The following is a 24735-nucleotide window of genomic DNA, read 5'->3' as shown; positions in this document are numbered from 1 at the left end:
CTTGCTCGCGATGGCCCCAACGCGGTCTCAATGATTAACGGTATACGCCAGCATCATCGATATCTGGCTCATGGGCCTTCCCCCGCTCTCTTCATGCCACTGGTTGAAGGCATTCTGCACCGTCGCCAGGTCCCGCTGGCTGGTGGGGACTTTGTCGATGATGTCCTGGGCATTGAGCGCGGCCACCACGTCATAACTGGGCACGAAGGTGTCCTTGCCCATCATCCGCAAGAAGCGCGGAGCCGACAGGCCGCCCAGTTGATGGCCGTGCTTTTTCAGGTAGGTCCACAGGCCGACGATGTCAGTCACTGGCCAGTCGGCGACCAGCGCGGCGAAGCTGCCCTTTTCATGGGCCACGTCCAATATCAGTTGCGCGTTGCGCGGCACACTCTTGAGCTTGCCCAGGTGGCGGATGATCCGCGCGTCCTGCATCAAACGCTCCAGGTGCTCGGCGCTCATCAGCACGACTTTCTCCGGATCGAACTTGAAGAACACCTCTTCGAACGCCGGCCACTTGGCATCCACCAGGCTGTGCTTGAGCCCGGCGCGGAACACCCGCAGCGCCATGGTCGAGAGGTAGCGGTCGTCGCCGATCTTGCGCAGTTGCGCCGGGGTCTTGGGAACCGGCAGGTGGGCTTCCAGTTCAGCCGCCGAACCGAAGCGGTTCAGACAATACTCGTGCAGCCACTTGTAATCGCGCATGCCCTCTCCTGGGGTCGGAAATGAAAACGGCGCCAGTGGCCCTTATAGCCACTGGCGCCGTGAATAGAGCGGTTGGCACCGTCAGAGGTTCACCACGTTGACGAACCGCGGCGTGGCGTTTTCATCGATGCGCAGGTTGGTGAAGTCGAACAGGTTGCGGTCCGCCAGTTGCGACGGAATGACGTTCTGCAGGCCACGGAAAATGCTCTCGGTACGGCCCGGGGTCTTGCGTTCCCACTCCTGGAGCATCTCCTTGACCACCTGGCGTTGCAGGTTTTCCTGGGAGCCGCACAGGTTGCAGGGGATGATCGGGAACTGCTTGAAATCCGAATAGGCCTGGATGTCTTTCTCGCTGCAATAGGCCAGCGGGCGGATCACCACGTTGCGCCCGTCATCGGCCCGCAGCTTGGGCGGCATGGCCTTGAGCGAACCGTTGTAGAACATGTTCAGGAAGAAGGTCTCGACGATGTCGTCGCGATGGTGACCCAGGGCCATCTTGGTCGCACCGATCTCGTCGGCAAAGGTGTAGAGCGTTCCGCGCCGCAGGCGCGAGCACAGCGAACAGGTGGTCTTGCCTTCGGGAATCAGTTCCTTGACCACCGAATAGGTGTCTTTCTCGACGATGTGATATTCCACGCCCAGCGACTCGAGATAGGCCGGCAGCACATGCTCGGGGAACCCGGGCTGCTTCTGGTCCATGTTCACCGCGACAATGTCGAACTTGATCGGCGCAACCTTCTGCAAATGCATCAGCACATCGAGCAAGGTGTAGCTGTCCTTGCCGCCGGACAGGCAGACCATGACCTTGTCGCCGTCCTCGATCATGTTGAAATCGGCGACCGCCTCACCGGCCTGGCGGCGCAGGCGCTTTTGCAGTTTGTTCTGGTTGACCGTAAGAGTGCCCATGACGCGAAATCCGTGAGGTGTGACGAAAGGCCGGCATTTTACGCAAAAAACCTGGCTGTGGCACCGCACTTGCTCCCGCTGGGTTGCGAAGCGACCCTCTGGGGTCGTTCTGTCGGCGTCTGCTTCGCAGCCGAGCGGGAGCAAGCTCCCTCGCCACAGGGAATTTGTTCGCCAACAGGGTTGTGCCCACAGATCAAGCCGCGATTAACCCGTTCCGTTACAGCGCGATTTGCTCTAAGCCCCCCATCCCCCTCGGGGTAACTCCTTTCTATACTGCGACATAAGGTCGCACACATATCCAGACCTTTACTTACTTGGCCGTTTGGCCCGTAGGCGCTCCGTTGGGGGGCGATGGCAATAACAAAGGAGTGACTGACTATGATCCATCATGTCGTGGGGCTCTTTACCCACCCTGATCAAGAATGGAAAGAAATCCGTGGCGATCAGGAGGAAAGCATCAGCCACATGTACCTCACCCACACGCTGATCCTGGCGGCCATTCCCGCAGTTTCGGCATTTATCGGCACCACGCAGGTGGGATGGGTCATCGGCAATCGTCCACCGGTCATGCTCACGCAGGAAAGCGCGCTGTGGATGACCATCATGTCGTACCTGGCCATGTTGGGCGGCGTGGCGGTAATGGGTGCCTTCATCCACTGGATGGCCCGCACCTACGACGCCAATCCGAGCCTGGCCCGTTGCGTCGCGTTTGCCACCTACACCGCGACACCTTTGTTCATCGGCGGCCTGGCGGCGCTCTACCCGCACATGTGGCTGGGGATGATCGTCGGCACGGCGGCAATCTGCTACACCGTCTACCTGCTGTACGTCGGCCTGCCGACGTTCATGAACATTCCCCAGGACGAAGGTTTTCTGTTTTCCAGTTCGGTGCTCGCGGTCGGCCTGGTGGTGCTGGTGGCCATCATGGCGTTCACGGTGATCGTCTGGGGGCTGGGCGTCGGCCCGGTCTATACCAATTGACGTAGTGCCCTCCAATAAAAAAGCAGGATCTGCCGACACAGGCCGCCGCAAGGCGGCCTTCCTGTGTTTGAAACGACCACTGGGCGCCTGGGCGATTCGCAACGGCCGACGCTTGCGGCATACTCGGGCTTCTGGAGACCCGTAAAGCATGCTCGAGCAACTCAATACCCGCGTCGAAGAGTGTTACCAACAAGCCGAATCCTTTTTCAAACGTCCTTTCAAACGCCCGGTGGTCAGCTTCAAATTGCGTGGCCAGAAGGCCGGTGTCGCGCACCTGCATGAAAACCTGCTGCGCTTCAATCCACAGTTGTACCGGGAAAACGCCGAAGACTTCCTCAAGCAGACCGTCGCCCACGAAGTCGCGCACCTGATCGCCCACCAACTGTTTGGCGAACGCATCCAGCCCCATGGCGAAGAATGGCAACTGATCATGCGCGGCGTGTACGAACTGCCGCCCAACCGTTGCCACACCTACGAAATCAAACGCCGCAGTGTGACCCGCTACATCTACAAGTGCCCTTGCGATGGCAGCGACTTCCCGTTCTCGGCCCAGCGCCACAGCCTGGTGCGCCAGGGGCGGCGGTATTTGTGCCGCAGCTGTCGCAATACCTTGGTGTTCAGTGGGGAAACGCGGGTGGAATAATGCTCTTGTGGTGTCTGGGCTGACCTCATCGCGAGCAAGCTCGCTCCCACAGGATCCGTGAACACCAAGGATCCAGTGTGGGAGCGAGCTTGCTCGCGATGGCGGCCTTGCCGCCCTACAAAACCACCCCGCCCCTGCGCAATTCGGCAATCCGCCCAGCACTGAACCCCAACGCCCCCAGCACCTGATCCGTATGCGCTCCCAGCTCCACGCCAATATGGCGAGGCTCGGGCAGACCGTCTGAAAACCGCAACGGACAGGCCATCTGCGCCTGGCTCGAACCATCCCCTCGGGGCACCTGTTTCACCAGCTCCCGAGCCTGTAACTGCGGATGCCGGACAGCCTCCTCCAGGCTCAGCACCGGCTCGACGCAGGCATCGATCCCGGCAAACAAACCGCACAGCTCGGCAAAATCATGCTTCTCGAACTCGGTTTGCAGTGCCTGCTTCAAGGCCTGTTGCTGCTCAGGCTTGGGCGACAGCCCCTGGGCCGCCAGTTCCGGCCGCCCTAAAGCCTCGCACAGCGCCTGCATGAAGGCCGGTTCCAGGCTACCCACCGACATCCAGCGACCGTCACGGGTGCGGTAATAGTCGTAGAAGCTGCCGCCGTTGAGCATCTGGCTCTCCCAACCCGGTTCCACACCGCAGGCCAGGTAACCGGCGCCGGCCATGGCGTTGAGGCTGAACACGCAGTCAGTCATGCTCACGTCCAGGTGCTGGCCCTGACCGGTCTGCTGACGGGCGATAACCGCCGCCAACAGTCCGATCACCCCGTGCAATGAACCACCGGCGATATCCGCCGCCTGAATGCCCAGCGGCAACGGCCCGCTGTCGGCACGGCCGGTGTGGCTGGCCAGCCCCGCCAGGGCCAGGTAATTGATGTCGTGGCCGGCGCGGTCCTTATAAGGGCCGGTCTGGCCGTAGCCGGTAATCGACACGTAGATCAGCCGCGGATTGATGGCTTTCAAGGCTTCGTATCCCAGGCCCAGCCGCTCCATCACGCCGGGGCGGAACTGTTCCAGCAGGATGTCGTAGTCCCCCAGCAACTGCGTGACCACCTCCAACGCTTCCGGCTGCTTGAGGTCCAGGGCCAGGCTGCGCTTGTTGCGGTTGAGGTAGGCGTGGCTGGCCGATACGCCCTGGTCATGGGGCGGCAGTACCCGCAACAAGTCCTGACGGGTCGGCGACTCGATGCGCAACACCTCGGCCCCCATGTCCGCCAGCAACAGCGAGGCGAACGGGCCAGGCAACAGGGTCGAGAAATCCAGAACCTTGAGCGATGCCAGTGGGCCTTGCATGAGTGATCTCCGAAGGGGGGATGGTTAGAGACTAGGCAGGGACTGGCGGTGGGGCAATTACCGCAGGTGCCAGTCTGGATGACCATTGCGCTCAGCGTGAGAGCTATTGTGGCGAGGGAGCTTGCTCCCGCTGGGCTGCGCAGCAGCCCCCGCCATTTGCCTGAGGAACCGTGGTGACAGACACATCTTAGGGTCGCTTCGCAACCCAGCGGGAGCAAGCTCCCTCGCCACAGAAGCCTCCTCGACTGGAGAGCTCTTCCAATAAAAAACCCGCCGAAGCGGGTTTTTCATTGCAGCCTGAAGATTACTTCACAGTGCCTGGAGCAGAGGTCTCAGCCGCTGCAATCTGCGCCGCCGCGATCTGCTCGTCATCTTCACGAACGTCGGAGATACCGCGACCACCGGAAGCCAGCTCGGTCTGCAGCTGGTCTTCGTCCAGCTCCTTGACCCACTTGGCAACCACGATGGTGGCGACAGCGTTGCCCACCAGGTTGGTCAGGGCGCGGGCTTCGGACATGAAGCGGTCGATACCCAGGATCAGCGCCAGGCCGGCCACCGGCAGGTGACCTACGGCCGACAGGGTGGCCGCCAGTACGATGAAGCCGCTACCGGTCACGCCAGCCGCACCTTTGGACGACAGCAGCAGCACCAGCAGCAGGGTGATCTGGTGAGTCAGGTCCATCGGGGTATCGGTGGCCTGGGCGATGAACACCGCCGCCATGGTCAGGTAGATCGAAGTACCGTCGAGGTTGAACGAGTAGCCAGTCGGGATCACCAGGCCTACGACAGATTTCTTGGCACCCAGGCGCTCCATCTTGATCAGCATGCGTGGCAGGGCCGATTCCGAGGAGGAAGTACCCAGCACGATCAGCAGTTCTTCACGGATGTAGCGGATCAGCTTGATGACGCTGAAGCCGTGGGCGCGGCAGATGGCGCCCAGCACCACCAGCACGAACACCACGCAAGTGATGTAGAAGCAGATCATCAACTGGCCCAGTTGCACCAGCGAACCGACACCGTAGGCACCGATGGTGAAGGCCATGGCACCGAACGCACCCAGTGGAGCCAGCTTCATGATCATGTTGATGATGATGAACATCACGTGGGCGAAGCGATCGATGAAGTCCAGCACCGGCTTGCCGTAGGCACCCAGGCGATGCAGGGCGAAGCCGAAGAGCACCGAGAACATCAGCACTTGCAGGATGTCGCCGTTGGCGAACGCGCCGACGATGGTGTTGGGGATCACGTTGAGGATGAAGGCAATGATGCTCTGGTCTTTACCGGCCGAGATGAAACCGGCGATCTTGCTGGTGTCCAGGGTCGATACGTCAATGTGCATGCCGGCGCCCGGTTGCACGACGTTGACCACGACCAGACCGATCAACAGGGCAATGGTGGAAACGATTTCGAAGTACAGCAGCGCGTAGCCGCCGGTCTTGCCCACCGATTTCATGTTCTGCATGCCGCCGATACCACTGACGACGGTACAGAAGATGATGGGGGCGATGACCATTTTGATCAGTTTGATGAACCCGTCGCCGAATGGCTTGAGGGCAACACCGGTCTGCGGGTAGAAGTGGCCGAGCAAAATACCGATGGCAATGGCTACGATCACCTGGAAATACAGGGATTTGTACAGTGGCTGACGAGTCGTCATGGCAAACCTTCCTCAAGAGTCCCGCATGACGACTTCCACCTGTCGTCCACGGCACCTCAATTGCGAACCCTCCTGCACTGGAGGGATTTGTTTTTTTCGGCTGCACGCGGCAGACCTATCCAACGCATCGCAAAGCGCGTGCCATTTTTGCGAAATGCCCTACACCCGGTATAGCAGACGGGCTTGCGGTTTCCACACGCGACTAAACGCAGTGTGTAAGTGGCGGATTTCCGCCTACAGACCATCCCGCGCTCCGGGATTTGGCGGATATCCGCCTTGTCCAGCCTCAAGCCCCTGCTACCATTCGCCCGCTTAACGAACGGATTTCTGCCATGCGCCAACGCACGATCGCCAGCCACTTCGCCCGCGCAGCCCTGGGCGGCGCACGTCGGCAAGGTTTCGACTATTTTCCCTTGCTGCAACAATTGAGCATCAGCCCTGAACTGCTGGATGAACCGCGCGCGCGCATCGCGCCGGAGCAGTTCGCCCGCCTGTTGCAAGCGTTGTGGCTGGCAATGGAGGACGAATACCTGGGATTCGGCCGGGCGCCGAGTAAACCCGGGACGTTTGCCATGATGTGTCATGCGTTGATCCACTGTCGGACCCTGGGCAAGGCCCTTCAGCGCGGCTTGCTGTTCTACAGTCTGTTCCCCGACGCCCCGCGCCTGACGCTGGAAACCGAAGGCGAACGGGTGCGGCTGGTGCTGGACGACTCGACGTTGTGGGACCCCGATCACTTCCTGACTGAAAGCCTGCTGGTGGTCTGGCATCGCCTCGCCAGTTGGCTGATCGGCCAGCGGATAGGCCTGGAGCAGGTGACTTTCGGCTATGCCAGGCCCGCCCACGGGGCCGAATACGACTTATTGTTCCCCTACCCGCTGGTGTTCGACGCGCCCGACAGCAGCCTGCTGTTCCACAGCCGCTATCTGGACATGCCGCTGTTGCAGGACGAACGCACCCTCAAGCATTTCCTCGAACACTCCCCCGCCGACCTGCTGTCACGCCCGGACGATGGCCATAGCCTGAGCAGCCAACTGCGCCGCCTGCTCAGCCGCGACACGGCACGCTGGCCCGACCTGGACACCGTCGCCGCCCACTTGCACATCAGCCCGCAGACCTTGCGCCGGCATCTGCGGGAGGAAGGCACCAGCTTCCAGGAGCTCAAGGATCAGTTGCGGCGGGATATCGCCATCTACCACTTGGGGCGTGCGGATTTGTCGTTGCAGCAGATTGCCGAGCAGTTGGGTTTCTCCGAACCGTCGGCGTTTCATCGGGCGTTCAAGAAGTGGACGGGGCTGACGCCGGGGGCCTACAGGGAGTTGGAGAACTGATTTCCTGATTGGTTTTTTGTGGTGTGCTGACGGGCCTCATCGCGAGCAAGCTCGCTCCCACAGGGGATTTGTGAGCGCCGGAAATCCAATGTGGGAGCGAGCTTGCTCGCGATGAGGCCCGCAAACACACCGAAAACATTCCAGTCAAACCACCGGAAAATGAATCCGGAACGCCGCCCCGCCCAGCTCCGAATCCCCCAGGTTCAACCGGGCGCCGTAGCTTTCGATGATGTCCTTGACCACCGCCAGGCCAATGCCCTGCCCCGGATGCTGACGGTCCAGCCGTTCGCCCCGTTGGAGGATCCGCGCACGCTGATCCGGCGGCACGCCCGGCCCATCGTCCTCGACGCTCAACTCCGTGCCGCCGAGGGTCTGGTGCACGCTGACACGCACCTCGCCCAGGCACAGTCGATAGGCGTTCTCCAGCAGGTTGCCGAGCATCTCCAGCAAGGCACCCTGTTCGATCGGCACCTGGCAGTGCTCCGGCAGATCGAAACTCACATTGACCCGCTTGTCGCGATAGACCTTGTCCAAGGTGTCGCACAGGCTTTGCAGCACCGGGCGCAAGCGCACCTGATGGCGCACCAACCCGCTTTTGCGCAGGCTGGCGCGCTGCAACTGGTAGCCGATCTGCTGGCTCATACGCTCGATCTGGGTTTGCAGCACCCAGGCCTGGCCACGGTCCTCGGGGCGCCGGGCCATGTCTTCGCTGACGCCCTGCAACACCGCCAGCGGGGTCTTCAGGCTGTGGGCCAGGTCATCGAGGGAATCACGGTAACGGCTGCGCTGCTCCCGTTCACTGTAGAGCAAGCGATTGAGGGAACCGGTCAGGCGCAACAGTTCCCGGGGATGCTCGGTACTGAGGCTTTCCCGCGCTCCGCTTTCGATTTCGTCCAACTCCTGGCTCAGGCGCCGCAACGCCCGCAGGCCCCAGGTCAGGCCGATCCACAACAGCGCCAGCAACACCGCCAGGGCCGCGCCAAAACCCAGGTAGAGATTGTCCCGCAGCCCCTGCAAGGTCACTTCGTAGTCGCGCACCGGTTGCAAGGTAACGATGCTGAACGCCGCGTTCTGGCCGCCGAGCAACTTGATCTCGACGTCATAGACAAAAAACTCCTGGCCGTCGTTCTCGCGAATGCGGGCGAACTGGTTGCCCTGGCCGTCATAGCGCGGCGTGTAATTGATGTTTTCTTCCTGGGTGGCCTTCGACCGCCAGACCAACCGCCCCTCACGATCGTAGATGTAGCCCAGCAGGCGGGCATCGGCGAGGTTGAAGCGCTCATCGGGCAACTGCGTCGGCATCTTCAAGCGGTTGTTTTCCACCCGTGCGGCGGAAATCAGCGTGGTCACGTCCGAGGCCAGGCGTTGCTCGATGGATTCCTGCAACGCCAGGCTGAACGCGCCTTGCATGGCCGGCAACAAGGCCAGCATGAACAGCACCGCCAGGGTCATCGCGGCCAGCATCAGCCGCAGCCGAAGCGAACGAATCACTGGCAGCGCTCGTTGAACAGGTAACCCAGGCCGCGCACGGTGTCGATGGGCTTGAAGCCGGCCGGGGCCTCCAGTTTGCGGCGCAGGCGCCCTACCAGCACTTCGATGACATTGGGATCGCGCTCGTCGTCATCGGGGTAGAGCTGCTCCATCAAGCGGTCCTTGGCCACCACTTGCTGGTGATGGCGCATCAGGTATTCGAGGATGCGGTATTCGTAGGCCGTCAACGCCAGCGGCTCCTCGTCGAGGGACGCCTGCTTGCGGTTGAGGTCCAGCATCAACGGCCCGGCGACGATGGTCGATTGGGTGAAACCGCTGGAGCGACGCAACAAGGCGTTCAACCGGGCCTCCAGTTCTTCGAACTGAAACGGCTTGACCACGTAGTCGTCGGCGCCGGCGGCCAGGCCTTCGACCTTGTCCTGCCAGTTGCCGCGGGCGGTCAGGATCAGGATCGGAAACGTCTTGTCCTGTGAGCGCAGCCGGCGAATCAGCTCCAGCCCGCTGATACCCGGCAGGCCGAGGTCGATCACCGCCAGGTCGTGGTTGAATTCCCGGACCTGGTACAAGGCCTCTTCGGCATTGGCCACGGCCTGCACCACATGGCCGCTGTCAGTGAGACGGGTTTGCAGGTGATGACGCAACAGCGCTTCGTCTTCGACGACCAGTAATTTCATGGAGCCTCTCCCCAGGCAAATCAAACAATCGCGCGCGGCGCACCTCAACGAAAGGCGCCGGATCGTCTTCGACCGATCCGGCTGGATGCACTCACCCTGGCCCGCTTAGAACGTGTAGTTGGCGGACAGGTAGGTCTGGGCGCTGCTGGTCAGGTCCAGCGAACCGACCTTGTCACCACCGTGCGGGCTCATCTCGGTGCTGGCGTTGCTGCGCAGGTAACGGTAACCCAGTTCAACCGAGGTGTTTTGCGAAATTTGTTGCAGCACGCCGCCCTGCAGGCCTACCGCGTAGCCGATGTCGCTGTCGCGGCTGAAACCGGGAGAGTCCTGGGTCAGCTTGGTCAGGCCCGCCGTGCCGCCACCGAACAGTTTGGTGCTGCTGGTGACCGGAAGGAACACATCGTAGCTGCCCAGCAGGTTTTCCTGGCGCAGCTTGATGCCGTTGTGGGTGCCCGAGACGTTGTCGTAGGTGGCGTAGTAGCGGCCCTGGTCGTTCTGCTTGCCCAGGCGCAGGCCATACGTGGTGTCCTTGCCGATGATGCCGTCGGCGTTCGGATGGTTCAGGTTGGCATCCAGGGCGTCGGATTTCTTGACCTTGTCGCTGGTCTGGCCGAGGGTCAGGCTGGCGAAGTTGTCATCGGCGTGGGCCAAGGCGCTGGCGCCCAGCACGGTGAAAGCCAGCAACAGTTTTTTCATCTGAGTCATGGTCGAGCTCCTTTGAAGCATGGGTGGTGTGTGAAGTCGCTGTCACGTTAACCAGCGCTCCCTGAACACCCCTTGAACGTTCTCTGAACCTGCGCTGAATGAATCGGCTAATCTGTGCGGACCACTTTCATAAGGAGATCCGTCATGCGCAGGCTGCTTGCTGTTGTACTTCTGGCCATGAGCGGCGTGAGCCACGCCGCCATCCAGACCCAGGAGATTCCCTACACCAGTGCCGATGGCACCAAGCTGATCGGTTACTACGCTTATGACGACGCCGTCAAAGGCCCGCGCCCGGGTGTGGTGGTGGTGCACGAATGGTGGGGGCTGAACGATTACGCCAAGCGCCGCGCCCGTGACCTCGCGGGCCTGGGCTACAGCGCCCTGGCCATCGACATGTACGGCGACGGCAAGAACACCGAGCATCCCAAGGACGCCCTGGCCTTCATGCAGGCGGCACTCAAGGACGGCAAAGCCGCCAGCGCCCGCTTCCAGGCCGGTCTCGACCTGCTGAAGAAGCAGCCCCAGACCGATCCGGACAAACTGGCCGCCATCGGCTACTGCTTCGGCGGCAAGGTGGTGCTCGATGCGGCGCGCCAGGGTGTACCGCTGGCCGGCGTGGTGAGCTTCCACGGCGCACTGGTGACCAACACCCCGGCCACGCCAGGCAGCGTCAAGGCCAAGGTGCTGGTCGAGCATGGCGCCTTGGACAGCATGGTCACCCAGGACAACGTCACCGCGTTCAAGAGCGAGATGGACAAGGCCGGCGCCGACTATAAATTCGTCAGCCTCGAAGGCGCCAAGCACGGCTTCAGCAACCCTGACGCCGACCGTTTGAGCCACGGCGAACATGGCGGGCCGGACATTGGCTACAACAAGGAAGCCGACGAGAAGTCGTGGGCGGACATGCAGAAGTTCTTCAAGAAAATCTTTGGCTGACGCATAACCCTGTGGCGAGGGAGCTTGCTCCCGCTGGGCTGCGCAGCGGCCCCGGCTTTTTTGCGATTGCTGCGCAATCGAGCGGGAGCAAGCTCCCTCGCCACCAAAGCCCTCTCCCGTCTATCCATGAAGCGCCCCCCACTACCCAGCCTCCCGCCAACCCGGCAAAATGCCGGGCATGAAGACACTCCCCACCCTGCCCGCCTGTTGCTCGCCCCTGGATGAGCACTGGCTATTGCCCGACGCCCTGCCCGGTACGGTGCTGCTGAGCACCTGCTTCGACCCGTTGCTGCTGGCTGGCACCGACTTTCCCGACAGCGCCATCGAACCACCGGCGAGCATCCAGCGCTCGGTGGCCAAGCGCCAGGCAGAATTCCTGGCCGGGCGGATCTGCGCCCGGGCGGCGTTGCAGCGGCTCGACGGCCTGGCCTGCGTGCCGGCCATCGGCGAAGACCGCGCCCCGGTGTGGCCGGCTCATATCAGCGGCTCGATCACCCACAGCACGGGCCGGGCAGCGGCCATCGTCGCGAAAAAAGACCACTGGCAAGGCTTGGGCATGGACGTGGAAAACCTGCTCGACCCCGAGCGCGCCGAGCGCCTGGCCGGTGAGATCCTCACGCCGCCCGAATTGCAGCGCATGGCCACGCTTGGGCGAGATGACCAGGCCTTGCTGGTGACCCTGACCTTTTCCGTGAAGGAAAGCTTGTTCAAGGCGCTGTATCCCATCGTCAGGCAGCGTTTTTATTTCGAGCATGCCGAGGTGCTGGACTGGACACACGACGGACAGGTGCGGCTGCGCTTGCTGACGGACCTGTCGACCGAATGGCGCCATGGCAGTGAGCTGCAGGCGCAGTTTGGGGTGAGGGATGGGCAGTTGTTGAGCCTGGTGGGGGTCAGGGCCTGAGGTTTTTGGTGTCTGGGAGGGCCTCATCGCGAGCAAGCTCGCTCCCACAGGTTGGACGCATGCCCTGTGGGAGCGAGCTTGCTCGCGATGAGATCGGCACAAGCACCATCTCTCAAGACCTGTCCTGATGCCTCGGCCAACTCAAGCTGAAGCACGCCCCACCCAGGCTCTTGCTCTTGCCGATCAACGCCCGACCGTCATGCCAATGGATGATCCGCCGCACGATCGACAGCCCCAGCCCATGACCGCCCGAAGCGCGGGCACGGCTGTCGTCCAGGCGCAGGAAGGGTTTGAAAATCCGCTCCCACGCCGCTTCCGGCACGCCGGGCCCGTCATCTTCCACGTCCACCCGACAGCGCAACTGGCCCACCTGGTAGCTGACCGTGACCTTGGAATGGGCGTGGCGCATGGCATTGCCCACCAGATTCTGCAAGGCCCGATGCAGAAAGCGTGGCTCGGCCTCGACCCAGGCGCCGTCGCAATCGGCGGCCGACAAGCATAGACCGCGCTCGACCGTGATCCCGGCCCGCAACGGCCCCAGCTCATCGATCACCTGATTAACCAGCGCATCCAGATCCACCCGCTGAAAATTCAAGGCCGGCGAACCCTGTTCCAGCCGCGCGTAGGTGAGCATTTCGTCCACCAGCCGATCCAGGTCTTCGATGTCGTGGTCCATACCCGCCAGGTATTTATCCCGGGCCTGGGGTGTGGTGGCGCTGCCGAGCATTTCCAGGCCAAACCGCAGGCGCGCCACCGGGGTGCGCAATTCGTGGGACACCGCCCGCACCAGCTCGCGCTGGATCGCCAACAGTTGCTGCAAGTGCTCGGCCATGCCATTGAACGCCGCCGCCAATCGCCCGACCGAGTCGGCGCCTCGGGCCGGCACCCGGGTTTCCAGGCTGCCCTGGGCGATCTGGGTGGCGGCCGACTCCAGACCCCGCAAGCGCCGCTCCAGCTGACGCACCAACAGGTAGACGATCAACCCGATCAGGCTCAACCCCAGCGCCGCGATCAGCACCAGCCATTGCGGCGGATAAGGGTTCATCTGGTACAGCGGGCCGATCTCCAGGACCCACGGTGTGCCGACCATGCCGGCGAAGACCCGGATCGAATCGCCGCCCTTGCCCAGCGCCATCACCGTATCGCCCTCGGACACGCGACGGCGCTGGTCTTCGTCCATGTCGGCCTGCTCGGCAGTCATGAGTCGCAGGTCGAAACCAAACCCTTTTTCCTGCTCCAGTTGCGCCAGCCGCTTGGGTTGCTCGGCCACGGGGTAACGCACCAACTCATCGGCCAACAGGTAAATGGTCGCGCGGGCCAGTTGCTCGCTGATCTGCTGGACTTCCCCGACCAACATCAATTGCTCGGTGTCATTGACCAGCCGATAGACTTTTGCCGCATGGGGCCCGGTCTGCTCCACCAACGCCTGGCCGCGCAACACGCGAGTGCGCTGGCCGAGGTCCAGGTCGGTCTGGGAGAACGTCTGCAAGGCCAGGGGAATGCCCAGCAGGCGCTCCCACACGGCCAATGCCCGCCGGCGCTCGGTGTCGTCCATCGGCCGCAGGTTGTCGGCCATCAACGAGAACGTGCCGTGGGCCAGGCGTTCGCGGTATTGCTCGCTGCGGGTCTGGTTGAGCAGGTGCAGGGCCAGCACGCCGAGGACCGCCACCAGCACCAGCGCCGCGCACATGCCGCCATAAATACGCAGGAAGATCGAATTCACGGCGCCAAGTCTGCGCAAGCTTCGGGAACGAACAGGTAGCCTTTGCTGCGGATGGTCTTGATCAGCCGTGGATGGTCCGGGTCGTCGCCGATCTTGGGCCGGATGCGCGAAATACGCACGTCGATGGAGCGGTCCTGGCCGTCATAGCCGATGCCGCGCAGGGCGGTGAAGATTTCTTCCCGGGACAGGATGCGCCCGGCATTGGACACCAGCAGCCACAGCAGGTCGAATTCGGCGCTGGTCAGCTCGATACCGTTGCCCTGCAACCAGGCTTCGCGCAGGGCGTCGTCGACCACCAGCGGGCCGAATTGCAGGCGCCGCTGCTTCTGCGCCACGCTCGGCTCCGGCTCGCTGCGTCGCAGCAGGGCCTGGATCCGCGCCAATAGCAGACGCGGGCGAACCGGCTTGCAGACGTAATCATCGGCGCCCAGGTCCAGGCCCTGGATCTGATCGGTGTCGTCGGTGCGGGCGGTGAGCATCAGGATCGGCCCGTCATAGTGCTCGCGCACCTTGCGGCAGATGCTCAGGCCGTCTTCGCCGGGCAGCATCAGGTCGAGGACCACCAGGTCCGGCTGCTCGGCAATAATCCGCGCCGCCGCCACCGCACCATCGCCTTCGATGGCGACACGCAACCCGTTGCTTTCGAGGTATTCCCGGGTCAGCTCGGCCAGACGCTGGTCATCCTCGACGATCAATACCTGCCAGGCTTCTTGTTCCACTGGGGCCTCGTCTTGCTGTGAACATAAAAGGAAGGATCAGCACTCACCTGTGGCGAGGGAGCTTGCTCCCGCTGGGCTGCGAAGCGGCCCCGCTTTTTGCGATTGCTGCGCAATCGAGCGGGAGCAAGCTCCCTCGCCACAACAGTGCTCGCTCCAGAGATTCGAATACAGCCCCCTCTTTTTGTCATATCAAAGGAGGATAAACATGCCAGCACACCGGCCGATTGTATAAACGTCGCCCCCCTAGAAAACAAGCGAACAAATGCGTTTCGGTCGGGTGGGTTTTATGTGGTAACGTCCGCGCCCGCAAAAATCTTCAGGCTGTTTTCGGATCGTCGAAACCGGTGAAAAAAGGTCCACTCCAGCTAGGTCGCGGCCTACAGAGCAGTTCCACGTTTCGCACACAAATTACGCACAGGCTTATCCACAGGTAGTACGTTGCATACCCCCCAAAAACGCATTATCTTGTAGCCCGCCGCGTAAAAAACCCTACATGTAGGGTTTCAGGCCAAAAACCAAACACAAGTCGGGCAGAGAATTCAAGCGCTTTTCTTGCTTCTGTCCAACTGAAACATCGCATTTCCCCAAGCCCAGACCGCCCCTGCGGATGGCAGCTGTTTCCAGGTCGAAAACGACCGAAACGGTACGGGTGTTGCAGTCAATTGCTGCCACCCCGACAACCCGGTTTCGAGCCTCGCTCGCAACCTGAGAACTTCGGATGGAAGCGGCATTAAACGCCTGCTTCCTACTGTCCCGAAGTTGTTATGCCCGACGCCAGTCGGTTGTAGTGCTTCAGGACGGAACGGTGGGCACCGTGATGGTGCCCAAACAAACATAGAGAACGTGGAGACACCCATGCACACCGACACAACTCGCGAGAACCCGCAGGGCACCGCGCCGCTGGCCGCCGATTCGAGCCCGGATCTGTCCGCCACCGCGCCGGGCCAACTGCGTGTGATCAAGCGTAACGGCACTGTCGTTCCTTACACCGATGACAAGATCACCGTCGCCATCACCAAAGCGTTTCTCGCAGTTGAAGGCGGCACCGCTGCCGCTTCGTCGCGAATCCACGACACCGTGGCCCGCCTGACCGAACAGGTCACCGCGACCTTCAAGCGTCGCATGCCTTCGGGCGGCACCATCCACATCGAAGAAATCCAGGACCAGGTCGAACTGGCCCTGATGCGTGCCGGCGAGCAGAAAGTGGCCCGCGACTACGTGATCTACCGTGACTCCCGCGCCAAGGAACGTGCCACCCGCTCCCCGGCCGACGCTCCGGTCCAGGCCCACCCGTCGATCCGCATCGCACGCGCCGACGGCAGCCTGGCGCCGCTGGACATGGGCCGCCTGAACACCATCGTCACCGAGGCCTGCGAAGGCCTGGAAGAAGTCGATGGCGACCTGATCCAGCGCGAAACCCTGAAGAACCTCTATGACGGCGTCGCCCTCAAGGACGTCAACACCGCGCTGGTGATGACCGCCCGGACCCTGGTGGAACGCGAGCCGAACTACTCCTTCGTGACCGCCCGCCTGCTGATGGACACCCTGCGTGCCGAAGGCCTGAGCTTCCTGGAAGTCGCCGAGAGCGCGACCCACCACGAAATGGTCGACCTGTACGCCAAGGCGTTGCCCGCTTATGTCGCCAAGGGTATCGAGTTCGAATTGCTGAACCCGGTCCTGGCCGAATTCGACCTGGAAAAACTCGGCAAGGCGATCAACCACGAGCGTGACCAGCAGTTCACCTACCTGGGCCTGCAAACCCTGTACGACCGTTACTTCATCCACAAGGACGGTATCCGTTTCGAACTGCCGCAGATCTTCTTCATGCGTGTGGCCATGGGCCTGGCAATCGAAGAGAAGCAGCGCGAAGACCGTGCGATCGAGTTCTACAACCTGTTGTCGTCCTTCGACTACATGGCGTCGACCCCGACCCTGTTCAACGCCGGCACCCTGCGTCCACAGCTGTCGAGCTGCTACCTGACCACCGTCCCGGACGACCTGTCGGGCATCTACGGCGCGATCCACGACAACGCCATGCTGTCGAAATTCGCCGGTGGCCTGGGCAACGACTGGACCCCGGTTCGCGCATTGGGCTCGTACATCAAGGGCACCAACGGCAAATCCCAGGGCGTCGTGCCGTTCCTCAAAGTGGTCAACGACACCGCCGTTGCGGTCAACCAGGGCGGCAAGCGCAAGGGCGCGGTCTGTGCCTACCTGGAAACCTGGCACATGGACATCGAAGAGTTCATCGAGCTGCGCAAGAACACCGGTGATGACCGTCGTCGTACCCACGACATGAACACCGCCAACTGGATCCCCGACCTGTTCATGAAGCGTGTCTTCGATGACGGCAAGTGGACCCTGTTCTCGCCATCCGAAGTGCCGGACCTGCACGACCTGACCGGCAAGGCCTTCGAAGAGCGCTACGAGTACTACGAAGCCCTGACCGAGTACAACAAGATCAAGCTGTTCAAAGTCGTCCAGGCCAAAGACCTGTGGCGCAAGATGCTTTCGATGCTGTTCGAAACCGGTCACCCATGGCTGACCTTCAAGGACCCGTGCAACCTGCGCAGCCCGCAGCAGCACGTGGGCGTGGTCCACAGCTCGAACCTGTGCACCGAGATCACCCTGAACACCAACAAGGACGAGATCGCGGTCTGCAACCTGGGCTCGATCAACCTGCCGAACCACATCGTCGACGGCAAGCTGGACACCGCCAAGCTGCAACGCACCGTGAACACCGCCGTGCGCATGCTCGACAACGTGATCGACATCAACTACTACTCGGTGCCGCAAGCGAAGAACTCCAACTTCAAGCACCGTCCGGTCGGCCTGGGCATCATGGGCTTCCAGGACGCGCTGTACCTGCAGCACATCCCGTACGGTTCCGATGCCGCGGTCGAGTTCGCCGACAAGTCCATGGAAGCGGTCAGCTACTACGCGATCCAGGCTTCCTGCGACCTGGCCGACGAGCGTGGCGCCTACGAGACGTTCCAGGGTTCGCTGTGGTCCCAGGGCATCCTGCCGCTGGACTCGCAACAGATCCTGATCGCCCAGCGCGGCCAGAAGTACATCGACGTCGACCTGAACGAATCCCTGGACTGGGCACCGGTTCGCGCCCGTGTGCAGAAAGGCATCCGTAACTCCAACATCATGGCCATCGCACCGACCGCCACCATCGCCAACATCACCGGCGTGTCGCAGTCGATCGAACCGACCTACCAGAACCTGTATGTGAAATCGAACCTGTCGGGCGAATTCACCGTGATCAACCCGTACCTGGTTCGCGACCTCAAGGCTCGCGGCCTGTGGGACTCGGTCATGATCAACGACCTGAAGTACTACGACGGTTCGGTGCAGCAGATCGAGCGCATCCCGCAAGAGCTCAAGGAGCTCTACGCTACCGCGTTCGAAGTGGACACCAAGTGGATCGTCGACGCCGCCAGCCGTCGCCAGAAGTGGATCGACCAGGCTCAGTCGCTGAACCTGTACATCGCCGGCGCTTCGGGCAAGAAGCTGGACGTGACCTACCGCATGGCTTGGTACCGTGGCCTGAAAACCACTTACTACCTCCGTGCCCTGGCCGCCACCAGCACCGAGAAGTCGACCATCAACACCGGCAAGCTGAACGCTGTTTCCAGCGGCGGCAACCACGGTGACGATTCGGTCCTGGCAGCGCCAGCAGGACCTGCGCCAGTGCCAAAGGCCTGCGCGATCGACGAGCCGGATTGCGAAGCTTGCCAATAAGCTGAGCGGGTGGGCGCGTAAAGGCGCCTGCTGAAAGAAGCCCCCGATAGACCGCTGGTTTATCGGGGGTTTTCTTTTGTGTGGAGAAAAGCCGGGTAAAAAAAACGGCAAGGCCTGATTGCGGGCTTTGCCGTTGGTGTCTCATCTCACCGCAACATCCGCCGAAAATCGACGGATGCCGCGGTGGCCAGGTGACGCTTAGACCGGAAGGGTGAAAGAGTCACCGTTGTTGGTGAAGAACGTCTCGATGGTATTGCTTCCTGCGTACCAGTCCTTCAGGAAAACACCGGAGTCCAGGTTTCCGCTCTGGTAATCGGCCACGTTGAAGATGTAGGCGCCCGCATCGGTTTTGATCACCTGCACGTCGTTGACACTCTGGATATTTTTCAACCTGACAGTGTCGACACCGGTTGTCCCGGTGTCCTCAATGGCGACCATGCTCTTGGAGTTGACTATGTAGGCGTCACCACCTTCCCCACCATAGGCATCGCCAGACGCATTCATATTGAAGGTATCGAAACCCGCGCCACCATGAAGCTCATAGGCGTAACCGGTTCCCGTCAGGATGTCGTTGCCATCGCCGCCATAAGCAATGCCGGAGGAGACCGTCAACGTATCGCTGCCGGCCTCGCCGTAAAGCACGCTGCCCGCATCGTTGCCGCTGCTCATCATGGTGTCATTGCCATTGCCGCCATACAGCGTATCGGCCTGGGCGCCCGAGGAAGGCGTCAATGCAAGGGTGCTGATATCCGTGACGGTACCGCCATAGATAAAGTCATCGCCATCGCCGCCGTAAAGCAAGTCGTTACCCGCCCCACCTTCCAGCTTGTTCGAGTAGGCATTGCCCGTCAGGGTGTCGTTGAATTGCGAGCCGATCAGATTATCGATATTGGCCAGCACGTCGCCTTGCGCATCACCTCCCGACGCGGTTCCCGCCAACAGATCGACCTGTACCGCATCGTTGCTGGTCAGATACCAGGCACCGTCGCCACGGCCCAAGCCATTGAGCCTGTCAGCACCCGCCCCCCCGATGAAGTTTTCCGCAGCTCCCGTACTGCCGGTGAAGGCATCGGCCTGTGCAGTTCCCTGGAAAATCTCGATGGAGGTGTAGCTATCGCCGGCCGCGACACCCGTCACCAGAGGCGCACTCAGGTCCAGCGTGATACCCGAGCTCTCACTGGTAAAGCTCAACAAGTCCAGGCCGGTGCCGCCGTTGAAGATGTTGGCCCCTGCATCACCGACAAATACGTCACTGTAATTGGAGCCCGTAATCGCTTCGATGCTGCTGTAGGTATCACCTGCCGCGATGCCGGTATGGATACCCGTTTGGGTGTTGATGGTGACACTCGCACCGCTGTCAGCGTAGCTGACTGTATCGGTGCCCGCGCCGCCGATGAGTTGGTCCGCACCAGCGCCACCGAACAGGGTATCGTTACCCGCACCGCCGATGATGACGTTGTCCGAGGCGTTGCCGCGACCGATGAAATTACCCGTGCCAGTGAAGGTCAGGCGCTCGACCTCCGAAGTCAGGGTCACGTTGACCTGATTGGTGCGCACCTCATCGTCACCGCCACCGGCGAACTCCCGTACGAACTGGCTGGCCGTGCCGTTGATGATGTACACGTCGTTGCCGTTACCGCCGTAGAACTCGGTAGTGCCCAGTGCAGTAGTGAACACATCATCATAGTTCGAGCCGGTAATTCTCTCGAAGGCAGTGAAGGTGTCGCCTTGAGCATCGCCGCCCGACCCCGTCCCCGCGGTGGCAGACGTCATGGTGATATTGATGCCCTGTTCCGACTGCGAATAAGAAAGCATGTCGGTACCTGAGTAACCATCCAGGCTGTCAGCATCGGCACTGGCGTAAAACGTATCGTCGATTGCCGAGCCTCGGAACGTCTCGATGCCGCTGAATGTATCGCCCGCTGCAAACCCGGTATGCACGCCGGTTTTCAGGTTCAGGGTGACGCTGCTCGCATCCTCGTAACTGACGGTGTCGATGCCGGCACCGCCAATCAATTGGTCCGCACCATTGCCGCCGATCAAAATATCGTTACCCGCGCCGGCGGTAATGATGTTGTCCGAGGCGTTGCCAACGCCACGGAAGTTATCCGTGCCGGTAAAGGTCAGGCGTTCAACCTCCGTGGCCAGGGTCACGCTGGCCTGATTGCTGCGCACCTCATCGTCACCGCCACCGGCAAACTCCCGTACGAACTGGCTGGCCGTACCGTTGATGACGTACACGTCGTTACCCGCACCACCATAAAACTCGTTAGTGCCCACAGCCGTGGTGAATACGTCGTCGTAGTTCGAACCGGTAATTCTCTCGAAGCCAGTGAAGGTGTCGCCCTGGGCGTCGCCACCCAGCCCAGTCCCCGCTGTGGCGGACGTCATGGTGATGTTGACGCTTTGTTCCGACTGCGAATAAGAGAGCATGTCGGTACCGGTGTAGCCATCCAGGCTGTCGGCTGCGGCACTGGCGTAGAAGGTGTCGTTGATTGTCGAGCCCCGGTAGGTTTCGATGCCGTCGAATGTATCGCCCGCCGCAAACCCGGTGTGCACACCGGTTTTCAGGTTCAGAGTGACGCCACCCGAGTCCTCGTAACTGGCGATATCAATGCCATCACCGCCAATCAACTGGTCCGCGCCATTGCCGCCGATCAAAATATCGTTACCGGCGCCGGCGGTGATGATGTTGTCCGAGGCGTTGCCATTACCGCGGAAATTACCTGTACCGGTGAAAGTCAGGCGCTCGACCTCTGTGGCCAGGGTCACACTGGCCTGATTGGTGCGAACTTCGTCATCACCGCCATCGGCAAACTCCCGCACGAGCTGGCTGGCCGTGCCGTTGATGACGTACACGTCGTTACCATTACCGCCATAGAATTCGGTGGTGCCCAGGGCAGTGGTGAACACATCGTCAAAGTTCGAACCGGTAATTCTCTCGAAGGCACTGAAGGTGTCCCCTTGGGCGTCGCCGCCCAGCCCCGTCCCCGCCGTGGCGGACGTCATGGTGATGTTGACGCCCTGCTCCGACTGCGAATAAGAGAGCATGTCGGTGCCCGTGTAACCATCCAGGTTATCGGCTGCGGCACTGGCGTAGAACGTGTCGCCAGCGGTCGAGCCACGGAAGGTCTCGATGCCACTGAATGTATCGCCCGCGGCGAAGCCGGTATGTACGCCGGTCTTCAGGTTCAGGGTGACGCTGCTGGCGTCCTCGTAACTGACGATGTCCACACCGGCACCGCCAATCAATTGGTCCGCACCATTGCCGCCGATCAGCACATCGTTACCGGCGCCGCCGGTGATGATGTTGTCCGAGGCGTTACCGACGCCACGGAAACTACCCGTGCCGGTGAAGGTCAGGCGCTCGACCTCTGTGGCCAGGGTCACACTGGCCTGATTGGTGCGAACTTCGTCGTCACCGCCATCGGCAAACTCCCGCACGAGCTGGCTGGCCGTGCCGTTGATGACGTACACGTCGTTACCCGCACCGCCATAGAATTCGGTGGTGCCCAGGGCGGTGGTGAACACATCGTCAAAGTTCGAGCCGGTAATTCTCTCGAAGGCCGTGAAGGTGTCGCCTTGGGCGTCGCCGCCCAGCCCAGTGCCCGCCGTGGCGGACGTCATGGTGATGTTGACGCTTTGTTCCGACTGCGAGTAGGAAAGCATGTCGGTACCGGTGTAGCCATCCAGGCTATCGGCTGCGGCACTGGCGTAGAACGTGTCGCCAGCGGTCGAACCCCGGAAGGTTTCGATGTCGCTGAATGTATCGCCCGCGGCGAAGCCCGTATGTACGCCGGTCTTCAGATTCAGGGTGACGCTGCTGGCGTCCTCGTAACTGACGATGTCCACACCGGCACCGCCAATCAATTGGTCCGCGCCCGCACCACCGATCAAGGTATCGTTACCCGCACCGCCGGTGATGATGTTGTCCGAGGCGTTACCGACGCCACGGAAACTACCCGTGCCGGTGAAGGTCAGGCGCTCGACCTCTGTGGCCAGGGTCACACTGGCCTGATTGGTGCGAACTTCGTCGTCACCACCACCGGCAAACTCCCGCACGAGCTGGCTGGCCGTGCCGTTGATGACGTAAACATCGTTACCCGCACCACCATAGAACTCGGTAGTGCCCAGGGCGGTGGTGAACACATCGTCAAAGTTCGAACCGGTAATTCTCTCGAAGGCACTGAAGGTGTCCCCTTGGGCGTCGCCGCCCAGCCCCGTCCCCGCCGTGGCGGACGTCATCGTGATGTTGACGCCCTGCTCCGACTGCGAATAAGAGAGCATGTCGGTGCCCGTGTAACCATCCAGGTTATCGGCTGCGGCACTGGCGTAGAACGTGTCGCCGGCGGTCGAGCCACGGAAGGTCTCGATGCCACTGAATGTATCGCCCGCGGCGAAGCCCGTATGTACGCCGGTCTTCAGATTCAGGGTGACGCTGCTGGCGTCCTCGTAACTGACGATGTCCACACCGGCACCGCCAATCAATTGGTCCGCACCATTGCCGCCGATCAGCACATCGTTACCGGCGCCGCCGGTGATGATGTTGTCCGAGGCGTTACCGACGCCACGGAAACTACCCGTGCCGGTGAAGGTCAGGCGCTCGACCTCTGTGGCCAGGGTCACACTGGCCTGATTGGTGCGAACTTCGTCGTCACCGCCATCGGCAAACTCCCGCACGAGCTGGCTGGCCGTGCCGTTGATGACGTACACGTCGTTACCCGCACCGCCATAGAATTCGGTGGTGCCCAGGGCGGTGGTGAACACATCGTCAAAGTTCGAGCCGGTAATTCTCTCGAAGGCCGTGAAGGTGTCGCCTTGGGCGTCGCCGCCCAGCCCAGTGCCCGCCGTGGCGGACGTCATGGTGATGTTGACGCTTTGTTCCGACTGCGAGTAGGAAAGCATGTCGGTACCGGTGTAGCCATCCAGGCTATCGGCTGCGGCACTGGCGTAGAACGTGTCGCCAGCGGTCGAACCCCGGAAGGTTTCGATGTCGCTGAATGTATCGCCCGCGGCGAAGCCCGTATGTACGCCGGTCTTCAGATTCAGGGTGACGCTGCTGGCGTCCTCGTAACTGACGATGTCCACACCGGCACCGCCAATCAATTGGTCCGCGCCCGCACCACCGATCAAGGTATCGTTACCCGCACCGCCGGTGATGATGTTGTCCGAGGCGTTACCGACGCCACGGAAACTACCCGTGCCGGTGAAGGTCAGGCGCTCGACCTCTGTGGCCAGGGTCACACTGGCCTGATTGGTGCGAACTTCGTCGTCACCACCACCGGCAAACTCCCGCACGAGCTGGCTGGCCGTGCCGTTGATGACGTAAACATCGTTACCCGCACCACCATAGAACTCGGTAGTGCCCAGGGCGGTGGTGAACACATCGTCAAAGTTCGAACCGGTAATTCTCTCGAAGGCACTGAAGGTGTCCCCTTGGGCGTCGCCGCCCAGCCCCGTCCCCGCCGTGGCGGACGTCATCGTGATGTTGACGCCCTGCTCCGACTGCGAATAAGAGAGCATGTCGGTGCCCGTGTAACCATCCAGGTTATCGGCTGCGGCACTGGCGTAGAACGTGTCGCCGGCGGTCGAGCCACGGAAGGTCTCGATGCCACTGAATGTATCGCCCGCGGCGAAGCCCGTATGTACGCCGGTCTTCAGATTCAGGGTGACGCTGCTGGCGTCCTCGTAACTGACGATGTCCACACCGGCACCGCCAATCAATTGGTCCGCGCCATTGCCGCCGATCAGCACATCGTTACCGGCGCCGCCGGTGATGATGTTGTCCGAGGCGTTGCCACGACCGACGAAGTTGCCCGCACCGGTGTAGGTCAGGCGCTCAACGTTGGCTGCCAACGTCAGGTCGCCCAGCGTCGTGCGTACTTCATCGTTGCCTCCGTCAACCAACTCGGAGACTGTCACGCCCGTTCCGCCGACGATATACACATCATCACCAGCCCCACCCTGAAGGGAATGCCCACTGGTCTGGGCGGTCAGCGTGTCGTTGAAGGACGAGCCCACCACGGCTTCTATAGCCGTCAAAGTATCGCCCTGAGCGTCCCCGCCCAGGCCAGTCCCCGTGATCAGGCTGACTGTCACCCCAGCGGTCGAATTCGCGTAGGACGCCGTATCAATACCTGTCCCACCGTTGAGGGTGTCCGCACCGGCGCCACCCTCCAGCCAATCATTGCCATCTCCGCCACTCAGCGAGTCATTCCCTTCCAACCCATACAGCTGATCCGCACTCGTGGTCCCTACCAGCGTGTCCGCACCCGATGTCCCATTAATCACTGCCATTTTTTCTTCCTTGCCCTGTTGA

Annotated in this window: 16 protein-coding genes; 6 read left to right on the top strand and 10 right to left on the bottom strand. The window is 61.6% G+C overall.

Annotated features, from left to right (window positions below):
* Positions 1 to 27 precede the first annotated feature (27 nt).
* Positions 28 to 702, bottom strand: a complete 675-nt coding sequence (locus J4E63_RS15205) for a DNA-3-methyladenine glycosylase I (RefSeq protein WP_207282570.1) — start codon at positions 700 to 702, stop codon at positions 28 to 30.
* An 81-nt stretch (positions 703 to 783) separates the two neighbouring features.
* Positions 784 to 1608 carry a tRNA 2-thiocytidine(32) synthetase TtcA gene (gene ttcA, locus J4E63_RS15200; protein ID WP_003204698.1) on the bottom strand — a complete coding sequence of 275 codons (825 nt, stop codon included), beginning with the start codon at positions 1606 to 1608 and terminating at the stop codon, positions 784 to 786.
* Between the two features lie 378 nt (positions 1609 to 1986).
* On the opposite strand from ttcA, the gene J4E63_RS15195 reads away from it, so the two are divergent.
* Both J4E63_RS15195 and J4E63_RS15190 read left to right on the top strand, forming a co-directional pair.
* Entirely contained in the window at positions 1987 to 2589 is a 603-nt protein-coding gene (locus tag J4E63_RS15195; RefSeq protein ID WP_039591896.1) for a Yip1 family protein, read from the top strand.
* A 148-nt stretch (positions 2590 to 2737) separates the two neighbouring features.
* Positions 2738 to 3232: a SprT family zinc-dependent metalloprotease gene (locus tag J4E63_RS15190; protein WP_003204703.1), complete on the top strand. Its 495-nt coding sequence runs from the start codon at positions 2738 to 2740 to the stop codon at positions 3230 to 3232.
* Positions 3233 to 3347: 115 nt separating this feature from the next.
* Here the strand turns inward: J4E63_RS15190 and J4E63_RS15185 are convergent, their stop codons facing one another.
* Positions 3348 to 4529, bottom strand: coding sequence for a CaiB/BaiF CoA-transferase family protein (locus J4E63_RS15185; protein ID WP_207282569.1), 1182 nt, complete (start codon positions 4527 to 4529; stop codon positions 3348 to 3350).
* A 304-nt stretch (positions 4530 to 4833) separates the two neighbouring features.
* Entirely contained in the window at positions 4834 to 6186 is a 1353-nt protein-coding gene (locus J4E63_RS15180; RefSeq protein WP_060741049.1) for a dicarboxylate/amino acid:cation symporter, read from the bottom strand.
* 332 nt (positions 6187 to 6518) lie between these two features.
* Here J4E63_RS15180 and J4E63_RS15175 point away from each other — a divergent pair, with 332 nt between their 5' ends.
* On the top strand, positions 6519 to 7517 hold the full coding sequence (locus J4E63_RS15175; protein WP_207282568.1) for an AraC family transcriptional regulator: 999 nt from the start codon (positions 6519 to 6521) through the stop codon (positions 7515 to 7517).
* A gap of 144 nt (positions 7518 to 7661) precedes the next feature.
* Here the strand turns inward: J4E63_RS15175 and J4E63_RS15170 are convergent, their stop codons facing one another.
* The 3 genes from J4E63_RS15170 to J4E63_RS15160 form a co-directional block, all read right to left on the bottom strand.
* Positions 7662 to 9008 (bottom strand): ATP-binding protein, encoded by a 1347-nt coding sequence (locus J4E63_RS15170; protein ID WP_060741047.1) that lies wholly within the window; start codon positions 9006 to 9008, stop codon positions 7662 to 7664.
* On the bottom strand, positions 9005 to 9682 hold the full coding sequence (locus J4E63_RS15165; RefSeq protein ID WP_207282567.1) for a response regulator: 678 nt from the start codon (positions 9680 to 9682) through the stop codon (positions 9005 to 9007). Before J4E63_RS15165 ends, J4E63_RS15170 begins: the two co-directional genes overlap by 4 nt.
* A gap of 105 nt (positions 9683 to 9787) precedes the next feature.
* Complete coding sequence (locus tag J4E63_RS15160; protein WP_092330496.1) at positions 9788 to 10387, bottom strand: hypothetical protein; 600 nt, start codon at positions 10385 to 10387, stop codon at positions 9788 to 9790.
* A 144-nt stretch (positions 10388 to 10531) separates the two neighbouring features.
* On the opposite strand from J4E63_RS15160, the gene J4E63_RS15155 reads away from it, so the two are divergent.
* The gene (locus J4E63_RS15155; RefSeq protein ID WP_192261228.1) at positions 10532 to 11323 is read left to right on the top strand and encodes a dienelactone hydrolase family protein; all 792 of its coding nucleotides are present in this window, start codon (positions 10532 to 10534) and stop codon (positions 11321 to 11323) included.
* Positions 11324 to 11501: 178 nt separating this feature from the next.
* Positions 11502 to 12227 carry a 4'-phosphopantetheinyl transferase gene (locus J4E63_RS15150; RefSeq protein ID WP_207282566.1) on the top strand — a complete coding sequence of 242 codons (726 nt, stop codon included), beginning with the start codon at positions 11502 to 11504 and terminating at the stop codon, positions 12225 to 12227.
* Between the two features lie 112 nt (positions 12228 to 12339).
* Here J4E63_RS15150 and J4E63_RS15145 read toward each other — a convergent pair whose 3' ends face one another.
* Both J4E63_RS15145 and J4E63_RS15140 read right to left on the bottom strand, forming a co-directional pair.
* Entirely contained in the window at positions 12340 to 13950 is a 1611-nt protein-coding gene (locus J4E63_RS15145) for an ATP-binding protein (protein WP_103310336.1), read from the bottom strand.
* Positions 13947 to 14669, bottom strand: coding sequence for a response regulator transcription factor (locus tag J4E63_RS15140; protein ID WP_060741042.1), 723 nt, complete (start codon positions 14667 to 14669; stop codon positions 13947 to 13949). The genes J4E63_RS15145 and J4E63_RS15140 overlap by 4 nt, the downstream gene beginning before the upstream one ends.
* 855 nt (positions 14670 to 15524) lie before the next feature.
* On the opposite strand from J4E63_RS15140, the gene J4E63_RS15135 reads away from it, so the two are divergent.
* Positions 15525 to 18416, top strand: coding sequence for a ribonucleoside-diphosphate reductase subunit alpha (locus tag J4E63_RS15135; protein ID WP_122569256.1), 2892 nt, complete (start codon positions 15525 to 15527; stop codon positions 18414 to 18416).
* A 198-nt stretch (positions 18417 to 18614) separates the two neighbouring features.
* Here the strand turns inward: J4E63_RS15135 and J4E63_RS15130 are convergent, their stop codons facing one another.
* Complete coding sequence (locus tag J4E63_RS15130) at positions 18615 to 24713, bottom strand: calcium-binding protein (protein ID WP_207282565.1); 6099 nt, start codon at positions 24711 to 24713, stop codon at positions 18615 to 18617.
* Between the last annotated feature and the right edge of the window lie 22 nt (positions 24714 to 24735).

The sequence above is a fragment of the Pseudomonas sp. FW300-N2F2 genome, from assembly GCF_017351655.1.
GTDB lineage: Bacteria > Pseudomonadota > Gammaproteobacteria > Pseudomonadales > Pseudomonadaceae > Aquipseudomonas > Aquipseudomonas fluorescens_AA.
This window is presented reverse-complemented; position numbering and strand designations above follow the sequence as displayed.

Bases quoted from the DNA above. Each gene is read 5' to 3' on its own strand.
- J4E63_RS15135 (WP_122569256.1), top strand. From the start codon at position 15,525: ATGCACACCGACACAACTCGCGAGAACCCGCAGGGCACCGCGCCGCTG.
- J4E63_RS15130 (WP_207282565.1), bottom strand. From the start codon at position 24,713: ATGGCAGTGATTAATGGGACATCGGGTGCGGACACGCTGGTAGGGACC.
- ttcA (WP_003204698.1), bottom strand. From the start codon at position 1,608: ATGGGCACTCTTACGGTCAACCAGAACAAACTGCAAAAGCGCCTGCGC.
- J4E63_RS15160 (WP_092330496.1), bottom strand. From the start codon at position 10,387: ATGACTCAGATGAAAAAACTGTTGCTGGCTTTCACCGTGCTGGGCGCC.
- J4E63_RS15205 (WP_207282570.1), bottom strand. From the start codon at position 702: ATGCGCGATTACAAGTGGCTGCACGAGTATTGTCTGAACCGCTTCGGT.
- J4E63_RS15150 (WP_207282566.1), top strand. From the start codon at position 11,502: ATGAAGACACTCCCCACCCTGCCCGCCTGTTGCTCGCCCCTGGATGAG.
- J4E63_RS15180 (WP_060741049.1), bottom strand. From the start codon at position 6,186: ATGACGACTCGTCAGCCACTGTACAAATCCCTGTATTTCCAGGTGATC.
- J4E63_RS15195 (WP_039591896.1), top strand. From the start codon at position 1,987: ATGATCCATCATGTCGTGGGGCTCTTTACCCACCCTGATCAAGAATGG.
- J4E63_RS15190 (WP_003204703.1), top strand. From the start codon at position 2,738: ATGCTCGAGCAACTCAATACCCGCGTCGAAGAGTGTTACCAACAAGCC.
- J4E63_RS15165 (WP_207282567.1), bottom strand. From the start codon at position 9,682: ATGAAATTACTGGTCGTCGAAGACGAAGCGCTGTTGCGTCATCACCTG.
- J4E63_RS15155 (WP_192261228.1), top strand. From the start codon at position 10,532: ATGCGCAGGCTGCTTGCTGTTGTACTTCTGGCCATGAGCGGCGTGAGC.
- J4E63_RS15175 (WP_207282568.1), top strand. From the start codon at position 6,519: ATGCGCCAACGCACGATCGCCAGCCACTTCGCCCGCGCAGCCCTGGGC.
- J4E63_RS15185 (WP_207282569.1), bottom strand. From the start codon at position 4,529: ATGCAAGGCCCACTGGCATCGCTCAAGGTTCTGGATTTCTCGACCCTG.